Source organism: Puniceicoccus vermicola (assembly GCF_014230055.1).
Lineage (GTDB): Bacteria > Verrucomicrobiota > Verrucomicrobiia > Opitutales > Puniceicoccaceae > Puniceicoccus > Puniceicoccus vermicola.
On record NZ_JACHVA010000019.1, the window covers coordinates 42,134 to 54,835 of the forward strand.

Here is a 12,702-nt window from a genome sequence, read left to right on the forward strand (position 1 = left end):
AAAATTAATAGTCGCGCAGCGTGATCAGGCCCCAGAGGAGGGTCACGCTGTCACCACTGTAGTTATCGCGAGTGGTGACTTCATCGACGGACACTCCGGCGGTGGTGAGCGAAGGATGCTTAAAGGTACCTTGCTCCGACTTTACGATTCCGAAGAAGTTATAATTATCGTTCGGCTCGAGCATATTTTCACGCTGAGCGGTAGTCGGTCCGGTATTGCATCCGGATAAGGCAACTAAGCAGAAGGCAGACAACAACAGGGCGATTTTTTTCATCCCGACCAGAATCGACAGCTGTCTGAAGTTTGGCAATGAAATTTTGGCATTTTGCCGGAACGGCAAACGAAAGCGGGCAAAACTTTACCCGATAGGATCTACTGACGAATCATCTTGGCCTTGAGGATCACTTTGCCGGTCCCTTTGTCGGAATGGAGCAACTCCTCCCCTACCACGCGAAGGATGGTTTCTCCGTTCTCTTCGGAAAACCATTCCTTCATCAGCCGCTCAGTATTCAAATCCACGTCGTAGGGCACCCAATCCAGCGACTCCTCACGAAGATATCCCCGGTAGGTCACCGTCTCCCCCTGTTGAGTGACATCGGCAAAGAGGAGGCCGTTGCGAAAGTAGTTTTCCGACTCAATGAAGGTCATTTCGCCCCCAACTTCGAAAGCGGTAAGCCCCTTCAACACATCTCCGGACTTCCAATACTCGGCCGCGAGCGGAAAGGTCCGGATCACTTCGCCACTGGAGTTCTCGACTGAGACTTCCCCTCTCCAAGCTCCCAAATACTGATCCAAATACTCCCGAACGTCTTTCTCGGTCGGCCCGGCTGCCAATACGATGAGGACCGTTGCCAGAAAGGAGAATGAAATTGCGAAGAACCGACTCATCTTGCCTCGCAGACAATCAAGCTGCCCCGATCGGGTCAATCAAACCTCTACGGAGTGAGAGATGTCCTCTCTGGATCAGACGTGCAGAGCAGCGCCACGGCGCGCGTCCACCTCGACGGTGGCCATACCGCAGATCCCCGCGGCCTTGAGACCCGCTTTGCCATCCTCGAAGACAAGGCACCGCAAGGGATCGACTCCGAGCTGCTCCGCAGCCAAGAGGAAACAGTCGGGAGCGGGCTTGCCTCGAGTGACATCTTCGGCGGCCACGATCACGTCGACCATCGAGATCAACCCTGTGACTTCCAAGGATTTCTCGACTGCAAAGCGTGCACTCCCCGAAGCGACCGCTGTCGGAATCCCACGGTCACGAGCCTCCTTGAGGTGCTCGACCACATCGGAAAAAGCTTTCAGGTCATGAATTTTCCGGTGGTAGAACTCTTCTTTGTGCTCTCCTACATTCTCGGCGAGCAGCTTTCCCGGAAAGCGAGCGTTCAGCTCTTCGACGACCTGCAGGAGTGATTTTCCTGCCGAATCATAAAAATAATCCTCCGGAATATCCCAATCCGCGCCAGCTTGTCGCAATCCATAGTTCCAGGCTTCGAGGTGCAAAGGCATCGAATCGATGAGAGTTCCATCACAATCGAAGATGTAGGCATCGAAGCGGCCTGGCGGAAGAGTTAATGACATACGAGAACAGAGAGCATGGTTTGCGCCAGCGTCAAAACGAAATCATTTTCTTTTCCAAATCGTCACAATTGGAGCAAAAGGACAAAAACCCGAATCGTGGATTCTAAGAAGACCCATTCTGGATGACTCCTCCCCTTCCTGACCCATGCTTCGCACCAACTCTTCCGACCCTGCAAACTCACTCACAAAATCAACTTTCCTCCGCTTCCAACATCTTCATAGTGGAGGCTGTCATGGCCGGAACTCAAAAAACAGAAACGGACCCAAAGAAACGGCTACGCCGCACCCACCGGGCGATCCGCGGCCAGCACCGCGAGGAGAGAACGGAAGACTACGTCGAATCGGTCTACCGAATGGAGCGCAATGAAGAACCCGTTCGCGTCGTCGACCTGCAAAAGATTTTCGCCGTCTCCCACGTCACGGTCATCCGTGCTCTTGAAAAATTGAGTGAACAAGGCTTTCTCGAACGCAGTGAAAGCGGGATATCCCTTACGGATAAGGGTCGCGAGCTCGGCGCCTGGTGCTACGAGAGACATCGGCTTGTCGAATCGTTTCTCGTCTCCCTCGGGGTCTCGAAAAATACCGCTTCCAACGATGCCGAAGGCATCGAGCACCACCTGAGTCCGGAAACACTCTCCGCGATGAAGGAACACCTCAACGAACGATAGCCCCCCGGCCGGTTTTGCGGGAGTAGTTCGCCGTAAATTGATCTCCCGGAGATCGAGAATCCAGAATTTGCGATTTCCGACAGGCTCGATGGACCCAGTCCCACCTACGAAGCCGAAGCGACTCGCAGCGCTTTGACTTGCGCCTTTTCGGAGAGAGGCCGACCGGGGAAACAGACCCTCGCCACGGCCTCTTCGAAGTCATTGGCACCGCGGAGGATGCCAATTTCGAGGCGAAGAAAATAGATCGGAAGGCCGAAATCGATCTGCGAGCCGATCCGCACTGCGTCCTTTTCGGTAGTCACCAGAAAATCGACTCCGATTTCCTTCGCCTGCTCTCCGATCGACAGCAGCTCACGATCCGTAAACCAATGATGATCGAGGAAGCGGCGGTTGTAGCGAATCGTGGCCCCGTTATCACGGAGAAAAGCTTCAAACCCCTCGGGCACGGCGATCCCACTGAAGGCTCCGACCCGTGCACCCTTTAACTTCTCGACCGGGAACTTTTCGTTCAGATCGAGACTCTGCAGGTGGGTGGGCCGGTGCGAGCACTCAATGATTTCCACCTCAGGATGGTGTTTATGAATAAACCCTTCGAGCTCCTCGGAGGGCGAACCGTCCGACTTGGTCAAAAATACATACGATGCCCGCTTTAAATGGCTCACGGGCTCGCGGAGAATTCCTCGGGGCAGCAGCCGCCGGTTACCAAAAGGATTGGTCTTATCGACGAGGACCAGATTCATACTTCCCTTGAGAGGGAGATACTGCAGACCATCGTCGAGGATCAAGGTGTCACACCCAAAACGACGAATGGCATACGCGCCCGCTTTGACCCGGTTTTTATCGACCAGCACGTGGACGCCGGGAAGATTTCGAGCGAGCATGTAGGGCTCATCCCCTGCTTCCTCGGGGCCCATCAATACCTTTTCCCCGTCGCTGACGATCCGCGGAGGGGGCTCGGAGACGTGCGTAACCGCCCGCCACCACTTCTTATAAAAAGGCTCCTTCTTGCTCTTATATCCTCGGCTGAGGATGGCGACCTTTCGCCCCTGCTCGTGGAGACTGCGGGCAAACTTTTCCACCACCGGTGTTTTACCGGTTCCCCCGACCGTCAAATTCCCGACTACGACCACCAAACACCCGAGCGGACGATTGCGGAAAATCCGATTGCTATAAAGATACCAACGGAAGCGGACGATCGACTCGAAGAGATACGAAAACCCGTTCAGGATCGAACCGACCACGGTGGCCGAACGGCCAGTTCTGCGGTCGTAAACCACATCGACCAGAAACCCTTCCAGCGCGTCGAGACGGCTTTTGAACTTGGAATGTTTTTTCGGCTGGGAACTCACTCGTTCGTCACCCTCGACTCCATCGCCCTAAGCGGACGGATGAACCATGCTCATGGGGTCGAGCGCGGCGTCGAGAGTTTGTTCATCAAGAAGTCCTTCTTCAAGAACGACTTCACGCAGGGTTTTATTTTCGGCAAAAGCTTTCTTGGCCACCTTCGAGGCCTTGTCGTAACCGATGTGCGGATTCAGGGCGGTGACGAGCATCAGCGAACGTTTTACGAGCTGGTCACAGGTCTCGGTGTTGGCCTCAATGTCAGCGACACACCGATCGGCAAAAGTCTTGGCCGCATTCCCCAGAACCTTGATCGACTCGTGGAGACTGTAGGCAATGAGCGGGATGGTGACGTTGAGCTCGAAATGACCATCGCGACCACACATGGCGACCGTGTTACCGAGGCCCATCGCGTACATGGAAGATTGGACCAGCATCTCGCTCATCACCGGATTGACCTTGCCCGGCATGATCGACGATCCGGGCTGAGTGGCAGGAAGAGCGATCTCACCGAGACCCGACCGAGGGCCCGATCCGAGGAGACGGATATCGTTCCCGATCTTGGTCAAGCTCGCGGCGATGGTCGTCAGGAGGCCCGCAACCTCGACGGCGTCATCCCGGCCCCCTTGGGCTTCAAAGTGGTTGTCGGCTTCCCGGAAGGTGATTCCGGTTTTCTCGGACAGAATTCGGGCGACCTTACCGGGGAAATCCGGATGACAGTTGATGCCGGTTCCGACCGCGGTTCCGCCAATCGCGAGTTCCCCGAGAATCCCAACCGCTTTTTTCGCCCGCTCGACGCCCTTGCGAGCTTGAGCAGCATACCCGGAAAACTCCTGCCCCAGAGTCAACGGAGTCGCATCCATGAGGTGGGTGCGGCCAATCTTGACGACTTCCTTAAAAGCTTCGCTTTTCTTCTCAAGTTCTTCGGCCAGATGCTCCAGCGAGGGGATCAGAGTCTCCTGCAGGGCGAGAGCAACGCTCACGTGAAGAACCGTCGGAACAATATCGTTCGAAGATTGCCCCATATTCACATCGTCATTCGGGTGAACTGGCTCCTTGGCACCAATCGGCTTCCCCGCATACTGGCAAGCCAGGTTCGAGATCACCTCGTTGATGTTCATGTTCGAAGAAGTGCCGGACCCGGTCTGGAAAACATCGACCGGAAATTGCTCCATATGACCGCCGTCCATGACCTCATCGGCAGCCTTGCGGATCAACTCCGCCTTTTCCTGACTCAGGCGACCGAGTTCCTCATTTGCGGAAGCACAGGCGGCCTTCACAAGGCCCAGACCTTTGATAAAACCATCGGGCATCCGATACCCACTGACTGGAAAATTCAAAACAGCCCGCTGTGTCGAGGCTCCGTAGAGAGCTTCGTCGGGGACCTGCATTTCACCCATGGAGTCTTTTTCCGTACGCATGACGAGGAGGATGAAAATCAATTCCCAGGAAGGCCAGCCTTTTCCTCTGGCCCGCCCTCCCCTCCGTGCAACCAGAAGTGCGGGGACTTCGGCTGGCGATTGCTGCCATTTTGTAAGAAAGCCCTGAAAAAGTTAAGTGGTGCGCGGTGCTTCAGCCCGCGTGTCTAAGCATAAGAAGATTCCGAAGACGCGGGCTGAAGCACCGCGCTCCCCTCAAGACCGAGAAAAATGAAATCACTTCGATCCAAAACTTTCCGCACTTGTCGTTACACCTGAAGGAATCACTACCCTCGGTATCCTTATACACTAGACCGAGAGGCATGCGGGGCGGAATGAATTCCGAGCTCCTATGGAAAGGCCTGATGCTCAAACCTCGGAGTCGAAAAATGGATGAAAGGACGTGCGAGTAGGAGGGCAGACCAGCGCCAGCGGGTGGGAAGTTTTTCCGCACAAATGGATCATACCTGCCATTCGCACCTAGAGACCACCCTCCCCGCATTGCTGGCGAGAGCCTAATCCTCAGGAAATGTAAATTCTAACTCAGCTTCCTTCGGCTTCGGCCGAAACCACTGAGCGCTTGAAGAGGACGCGAGTGATCCACCCGTAACGCGGGGCAAAGAGCCAGGCGAGGAGGAAGAAGAGCCCGGTTGCCACCGCCATCATTCCTGTCGTCGTCGTACTCTCGAATCCGATGAGCGGAGGCACCACCAAGGCCAAAAGGTGCCCGATTAAGGCGCTGAGCGCTCCGATAATGCTGGCTAGGATGAGCATCAACCCCAGCCGATCCGTCAGCAGATGGGCCGTCGCCGCCGGAGTGACCAGCATGGCGATAACGATGATGCTCCCCACCGCTTCAAATGCTGCGACCGTGGTCACTGCCACCTGGGTCATCAAGAGGTAGTGCATCCATTGCGCGTTGATCCCCTGAGTGGTGGCGAGATCCGGATCGAAGGAGCTGATTCGCAGTTCCTTGAAAAAGGCGATCACGATGAAGAGATTCAGGAGGCTGACGATTCCGAGAACGATCGCCGAACGCGGCACCTCGACCAGCAGATCTCCGATCGAGAACGTCCATGCGGTATCCCAGGCGGCGACTTCGATCGAACCGTAGAGAACACAACCAGGATCCAAATCCACATGATCGGCCGCCTGGACAATGAGGAGGAGGCCGATGGCAAAGAGAGTCGTAAAGACAATCCCCATGGAAGCGCCCCGATCCACCTTACCCCAGGAACTGATCCATTGGGTAAAGACCGCCGTCAAGACCCCGACAACCGCGGCCCCGACAAACATCGAAAGACTGGCCCGGGCACCTGTAACCAAAAAGGCGATCGCCAATCCCGGCAACACTGCGTGGCTAATCGCATCCCCCATCATGCTCATCTGGCGCAGGACCAAGAACGAACCCGGCAAAGCACAGGCGATCGCTGTCAGAGCACCGATAATGACAATCCACGTGTCTATTGAATACCAAATCATACTGCCTCCTTTCGAGATATACCGATCTCGTGCGGGCTCTCCGGCATAGAGGCCATTTTCAATTTCGACTCCAGCTCCCGGACCATCTCGGTGCTCAGAAGGTGCTCGACCGAATCCGCATCGCGGTCGACGTGACTCGCGGCGATATCCGCGTGAGTAAAGAGGAAGATCTCCCAAAGCCGGTGATTCCGCGTCGTTCGGTAGGCCTCCCCAAATCCTGATTCGGACAAACGAAGCGTCCGCCAATCAACCCACTCAATGTGGTCCTCGCCTTGGGCTCGTTTCACCAATTTCTTCAACTGCCGTGGACTCCAAGTGCGATGATGAAGAAGTTGATCATAAGAGATATCGACATTCGCCGGTCGAAGTGACTCCTCTTTCCAAGTTTTCTCCTGGATCTCAAAGACGGCGCGCAACAGATGCTGACGGCCGACCTTTCTCTTCAATCGCCGCATCGACATACTGCGCCGCAAGATCCCCCGGGAGGCCCCGAAGATCATGCTAAAAAAGAAGATCGCTGCAGCCATGAGGACAATCACGGCTCCCGCTGGCAAGCGTGGGAGCAAAGCGCTCACCCCCGCCCCAAGCCAACCGCTCACACCACCGATCACCCCCGAAAGGATCAGCATCGTCCGCAAGTCGTTGGTCCAAAATCTGGCGGCTGCAGCCGGAGTAATCAGAAAAGCGATGATGAGAATCAACCCGACCGACTGAAGCCCGACAACAGTCACCGCCGCCACCAGAATCAACATCAGGACATCGAGCAACGACACGGGCCAGCCTTGGCTCCGAGCAAACCCTTCATCAAAACACAGGAGGGTAAATTCTTTGAGCAACAAAATCGAGCAGATCAAGGCGGCTACTGCGACTCCGGAAAGCAGCAGGAAATCCCGAAAGATCATCGACGCCGTCTTCCCGTAAATGAAATATTCCAGACCCGCCGCACTCGCACTGGGCATATTCTGGACCATCCCGAGAACCGCCACTCCTGCCCCAAAGAAAACACTCAGGACGATCCCCATCGCAGCGTCATCCTTAATCCTCGAGGTTTTGCGGATCAGCAAGACGAGGCCAACCCCCAGCAATCCAGTCACCGAAGCTCCCGCGAGCAAAACAGCGAGACTCTTCCCCTCTCCAAACAGGGTCACCCCGAGAATAAAGGCGATTCCGATCCCAGGCAAACAGGCGTGCGAAAGGGCATCCCCCATCAAGGAGCGCTTCCGCAAAAGTAGGAAGCACCCCACCAGTCCCGAAGCCAGCCCGAGGATGAAGGTGCTCGCGACCACGAGGCGCGTATTGTATTGCTGAAGAGTCACCACCTCCCAAATCGATTCGAAAGAAGGCCAATCGAATCCTCGATCCTGCAAACTCGAAAAGCTCCTCGGCCCGGATTGAGCCATCCCCGATTGCATCGGAACCACTACCGCGAGAAGAAGACCGAGGACCCGGCCCATTCCCGCTTTCATCCGAGACGACTTCATGACCGATCTGCCTGAGAGAGTGCGTGTCCCGCTTCCGCCAGAAGACTCAACTTCCCACCGTAGGCCTTCCGCAGATTTTCCTGGGTAAACACCTCTTCGGTCGGACCGGCCGCCACGACTCGCATATTCAGAAGAATCACCCAGTCAAAATACTGCGCGACGGTCGCCAAATCGTGATGGACGACCAGAGTCGTCTTCCCCCGATGCTTCAGATCTTTTAATAGCGTAACGATTGCTCGTTCGGTCGCCGCATCGACTGCCGCAAAGGGCTCATCCATAAAATAAACTGTGGCGTCCTGGGCCAAAGCCCGAGCGAGGAAGACTCGCTGCTGCTGCCCACCCGACAACTGACTGATCTGACGGTCCGCCAAATGACCGATCCCGACTCGATCCAACGCCTCACGGGCGATGTCTTTGTGCTTCTTTCTGACGGGCCGAAACCAACCGATCCGCCGATAGAGTCCCATCGCCACCACATCGACCGCACTGACCGGAAAATCCCAGTCCACGCTTTCACGCTGCGGAACATAGCCGACAAGAGACCGCTGCTTGCCATAAGGCTTCCCGTAGACCTTCACCTCCCCCGACGCCACCGGAATCAAATCCAAACAGGCCTTAATCAGCGTGCTCTTCCCCGCGCCATTGGGCCCCACGATTCCGACCAACTTTCCTTCTGGGATGTCGAGATCAATGTCCCACAAAACTGGCTTACGGTGATAGGCTACCGTCAAATCATGAATGGAAAGCGGCGCCTCCGGAGAATGATCTTCACCGCGGGAATAGGAATCCTGCGGCGGAGCCATTTTTTGAAAAAATTTCGACATGAGAAAATTCGTAAACTCGGTTACTGAACAGATTTGAATTGGAGGAAAACGGCTTCAGCTTCGCTCAAAATAGAAGAGTGCGATAAAAAGAGACAACCGCACTTCTAGTGCCAGAGTTTCGGCTCAACGGGAGTTTGAGAGTTTACCATTCATCCCTCCCTGAGGAGCCTCTCCTCCAAGAGCTCTGCTGATAGTGGTCGCATTGTGATCGATCATTCCGATATAGGTTCCTTCATAAGATCCTTCCGGCCCCATGGCGTCGGAAAACAAAGAACCCCCGATTTGGAGATCGTGCCCCCGCGCTTTTGCCCCCTCGACCAGAGCCCGGACATTCTTATCCGAAACCGAAGTTTCGACAAAGACAGCGGGAATTTGATTATCGACCAGGAAATCGACCAAATTCTCAATATCTCGAACGCCCGCTTCGGATTCAGTGCTAATCCCCTGAATACCTTTCACCTCAATCCCGTAAGCACGCCCCATGTAATTGAAGGCATCGTGGGCAGTGACCAAGTATCGTTGATTTTCCGGAATGGAGCCGATCACTTCCGTCGCGTAGGCGTCCAGCTCCTCCAGTTTTTCAATGTAGGCTTCCGCGTTCGCGGCGTAGAAATCCGCATTCTCTGGATCATACTCCTCCAGAGATTCGGCGATCACATGAGTAGCCATGATCCATCCGTCGACATCCATCCAGACATGGGGGTCATAGTGATCGGCCTCGTCCGTCATCACATAGTCTTCGCTCTCGAGGATTTCTTCCGTTACCGCATAAACGGGTTTCCCTTTGCGGGCGACGCGGATCAAAACGTCCGCCATTTTCCCCTCCAGCATCAAACCGCTGTAGAAGACGATGTCCGCCCGACTCATCGCAACCACGTCTTTGCGCGTCGGTTTGTAGAGGTGAGGGTCAATCCCTTCTCCGATGATTCCTTCGACCTGCGCTTTATCTCCAGCGATGTTCTTCACCACATCAGTGATCATTCCCACCGTCGTCACCGCTTTGTAGGGATAGGAGTCGGGGGCTGCGAACAAGGCACTTCCCGCCAACAAGAGTCCACCCAATGACGCGGCGATTTTTTTCCAGTAATTCTTCATAATCTTCGAGGGTTTGCTCAGTCGTTGTCCATTCGCTTTAAAATCCAGAATGTAGCTATAGCTACACCCTTCAATGTATCCTTGGCTACATTCCGGTTCTGTCAACGCCCTTTTCGAGAAATTCATTGCTGGAGACCAGCCCGTGAAAGCCTCCCTTCCCTGCCGAAGACGACAAAAACGTTTCAAAAGGGATTCGATTCCCGTAATTCCCTCGTTGCACCCGAGCCCGGGAATCTTTGAAATCCGAACTCGAACCTTCACGACTGCAAACCATGCCGAACAACACTGCTATCAAGGAAGCCGTCGACGCCGGGAAACTTCTCGCTGCGTCCGCCGAAAATTTGAACACCTGGCTGCAGAGCCCGAGTCTACCCCAATGGGCGATCGACTCGCTCAACGAGCTCGTGGAGCAGGAGCAGTGGGAGGAGCTCAATGATCGTTTCTTCCAAAACATGGCTTTCGGGACCGGGGGCATGCGGGGACGCACGATTGGTAGCGTCGCCACCTCTCAGGAACTCGGAGCCGGCGGGCCCGACAACCCCGATCACGCCGCGATCGGCGCGAATGTGCTCAACGACATCAACGTCACCCGGGCAACGATGGGCCTCTTCCGCTATACGAAAGGCTTCCTTGCGGCGGATGGCCGTGATTACGAAGTGCCGAAGCTGGTCATCGCGCACGACGTCCGATTCTTCTCCCGCCACTTTTGCGAATTGGCCTCATCCGTCTGGAATCAGATGGGGGGACAAGCCTACATTTTCGACGGTCCCCGCTCGACTCCGCAGTTGAGCTTTTCGGTTCGTTTTCTCGGGGCTCACACCGGCATCGTCATTACCGCGAGCCACAATCCCTCGCACGATAACGGGTACAAAGTTTACTTTGAAGATGGCGCCCAAACCGTCTCCCCACACGCCGAGGGAATCGTCGGAGAGGTCGATAAGGTCTCTCTCGATGAAACCGCCGAGTTCCTCGAAAAGGATCTCTCCCGGGTCGTCACCCTCGGTGAATCCGCCGACTCCGCCTACCTCGACGTCCTCGAAGGCAGCGTTCTCGACCGGGATCTTCTCAGCCGCAACCAGCCGAAGGTCGTCTTCACCGCGATTCACGGCACGGGCCGAGTTTCCTCGATTCCCCTTCTCAAGCGCCTCGGTCTCGAAGTCTCGGAAGTGCCGGAACAGGCGATCGCTGATTCCCGCTTCCCGACGGTGAAGTCTCCGAACCCGGAAAATGCCGAAGCTCTTTCGATGGCAATCGCCCAAGCCAAAGAGGAAGGCTCTGACCTCGTCGTCGCCACCGATCCGGATGCGGACCGCATGGCCGTCGCCGTCCGGCGTGAGGATGGGGAAATGGTTCTGCTGACCGGCAACATGATCGGCTCCATCCTCGCCGAGTTCCGCATCCGCCAGATGAAGAAGAACGGGCTCCTCCCCGAGGAAGGCACCCAGAGCGCAACGTTGATCAAGACGTTCGTCACCACTCCCCTGCAGGAACGCATCGGCCACGGGCATGGGCTCAAGGTCATCAACACCTTGACCGGATTCAAATGGATCGGGGCCAAGCTCCGCCAATATCAGGAAACCCTCGACCAGAAGCTCCGGGAGACTCAGGGCATTGTCCTTTCCTACGACGATACCGACTACCAGACACGGGCGCGCCTCCTCCTCGAACACAGCACCTTCTACGTCTTCGGCGGCGAAGAAAGCTACGGCTATCTCGCCAACGACCTTATCCGCGACAAGGATGCGAATGCGGCGGTTCTCATGTTCTGCGAGCTGATGGCCTCCCTGAAGGAAGAAGGCAAAACCGTCCTCGAGTTCCTCGACGAAATCTATCTCAAGCACGGCTACCACCTCGAGCGCCTCGGCAACGTCTACTACGAAGGCGCGAGTGGAGCTGCCAAGATTGCCAACATTCTCAAATCCTACCGCGAGAATCCCCCGAAGGAAATGAATGGCGTGGCCGTCGAGAAGTTCACCGACTTCGGCACTCAGACCATCCACGATGCCGATGGGGACGTGATTCCGAGCCAGGATTTCTATTTCGTCAGTCTGGCCAATGGCCACAGCTACGCCGTGCGCGGCAGCGGAACCGAGCCCAAGATTAAATTCTATGTTTTCGGCCGCCAAGAAGTCGCCAGCGAGGAAGAACTACCCAAGGTAAAAGAATCCCTCGAGGCCGACCTGAAAGCCCTCCGCGAAGCCATTGAAGCCGACGCCGCCGAGCGCGCCGGATAAGAATGGTCCTCGAAGGATAAGAACCGACCCGATTGGAGAACACCGATCGGTTGAGTTTTCCGAGAGCCGGGGCCCCGCCGCCCCGGCTCTCGCTGTTTTCAACGAATGGCTCAGCCCAGAACGTGCGGATGGTGATCTCAGTGAAAAAGACCACTGGCAGAAAAGGACCCCACCCAGGACCGCTTAAGCTGCCGCAAAACCTCGAAAACGCTTCCGAAGCCCCCAAGAACCCTTCTCGCCAAACCGATCCGTTCACGCCATCGCACGGTGGGCGCTGAAGCGACCCACCCACTGTGGGGCACGGCCTTCAGCCTTGCCCGCGCAAACTCGAAAACGCTTCCCATAGATCCAAAGAACACTGCTCGCCAAACCGATCCGCTCACTCCATCGCACGGTGGGCGCTGAAGCGACCCACCCACTGTGGGGCACGGCCTTCAGCCTTGCCCGCGCAAACTCGGAAACGCTCCCCACAGATCCAAAGAACCCTTCTCGCCAAACCGATCCGCTCACTCTATCGCACGGTGGGCGCTGAAGCGACCCACCCACTGTGGGGCACGGCCTTCAGCCTTGCCCGCGCAAACTCG

The 12,702-nt window shown here is 56.0% G+C and carries 11 protein-coding genes; 2 read left to right on the plus strand and 9 right to left on the minus strand.

The window, feature by feature from the left end; translation table 11 throughout:
• Nucleotides 1–4 precede the first annotated feature (4 nt).
• The 3 genes from H5P30_RS01570 to H5P30_RS01580 form a co-directional block, all read right to left on the minus strand.
• On the minus strand, nt 5–310 hold the full coding sequence (locus H5P30_RS01570) for a hypothetical protein (RefSeq protein ID WP_185691210.1): 306 nt from the start codon (nt 308–310) through the stop codon (nt 5–7).
• 62 nt (nt 311–372) lie between these two features.
• Nucleotides 373–888, minus strand: coding sequence for a hypothetical protein (locus H5P30_RS01575; RefSeq protein ID WP_185691211.1), 516 nt, complete (start codon nt 886–888; stop codon nt 373–375).
• A gap of 75 nt (nt 889–963) precedes the next feature.
• Entirely contained in the window at nt 964–1,575 is a 612-nt protein-coding gene (locus H5P30_RS01580) for an HAD family hydrolase (protein WP_185691212.1), read from the minus strand.
• A 233-nt stretch (nt 1,576–1,808) separates the two neighbouring features.
• Between H5P30_RS01580 and H5P30_RS01585 the strand changes: the two genes are divergently transcribed.
• Complete coding sequence (locus tag H5P30_RS01585; protein WP_185691213.1) at nt 1,809–2,243, plus strand: metal-dependent transcriptional regulator; 435 nt, start codon at nt 1,809–1,811, stop codon at nt 2,241–2,243.
• A 104-nt stretch (nt 2,244–2,347) separates the two neighbouring features.
• Here the strand turns inward: H5P30_RS01585 and lpxK are convergent, their stop codons facing one another.
• The 6 genes from lpxK to H5P30_RS01615 form a co-directional block, all read right to left on the minus strand.
• Nucleotides 2,348–3,592: a tetraacyldisaccharide 4'-kinase gene (gene lpxK, locus H5P30_RS01590; protein ID WP_185691214.1), complete on the minus strand. Its 1,245-nt coding sequence runs from the start codon at nt 3,590–3,592 to the stop codon at nt 2,348–2,350.
• Between the two features lie 27 nt (nt 3,593–3,619).
• On the minus strand, nt 3,620–5,005 hold the full coding sequence (locus H5P30_RS01595; RefSeq protein WP_185691215.1) for a class II fumarate hydratase: 1,386 nt from the start codon (nt 5,003–5,005) through the stop codon (nt 3,620–3,622).
• A gap of 540 nt (nt 5,006–5,545) precedes the next feature.
• Nucleotides 5,546–6,484 carry a metal ABC transporter permease gene (locus H5P30_RS01600; RefSeq protein WP_185691216.1) on the minus strand — a complete coding sequence of 313 codons (939 nt, stop codon included), beginning with the start codon at nt 6,482–6,484 and terminating at the stop codon, nt 5,546–5,548.
• Entirely contained in the window at nt 6,481–7,965 is a 1,485-nt protein-coding gene (locus tag H5P30_RS01605) for a metal ABC transporter permease (RefSeq protein ID WP_246459159.1), read from the minus strand. Before H5P30_RS01605 ends, H5P30_RS01600 begins: the two co-directional genes overlap by 4 nt.
• Nucleotides 7,962–8,768, minus strand: a complete 807-nt coding sequence (locus H5P30_RS01610) for a metal ABC transporter ATP-binding protein (protein WP_185691221.1) — start codon at nt 8,766–8,768, stop codon at nt 7,962–7,964. Before H5P30_RS01610 ends, H5P30_RS01605 begins: the two co-directional genes overlap by 4 nt.
• 144 nt (nt 8,769–8,912) lie before the next feature.
• Entirely contained in the window at nt 8,913–9,884 is a 972-nt protein-coding gene (locus tag H5P30_RS01615) for a metal ABC transporter solute-binding protein, Zn/Mn family (protein WP_185691222.1), read from the minus strand.
• A gap of 272 nt (nt 9,885–10,156) precedes the next feature.
• On the opposite strand from H5P30_RS01615, the gene H5P30_RS01620 reads away from it, so the two are divergent.
• On the plus strand, nt 10,157–12,118 hold the full coding sequence (locus H5P30_RS01620; protein WP_185691217.1) for a phospho-sugar mutase: 1,962 nt from the start codon (nt 10,157–10,159) through the stop codon (nt 12,116–12,118).
• The last annotated feature ends 584 nt before the right edge of the window (nt 12,119–12,702 follow it).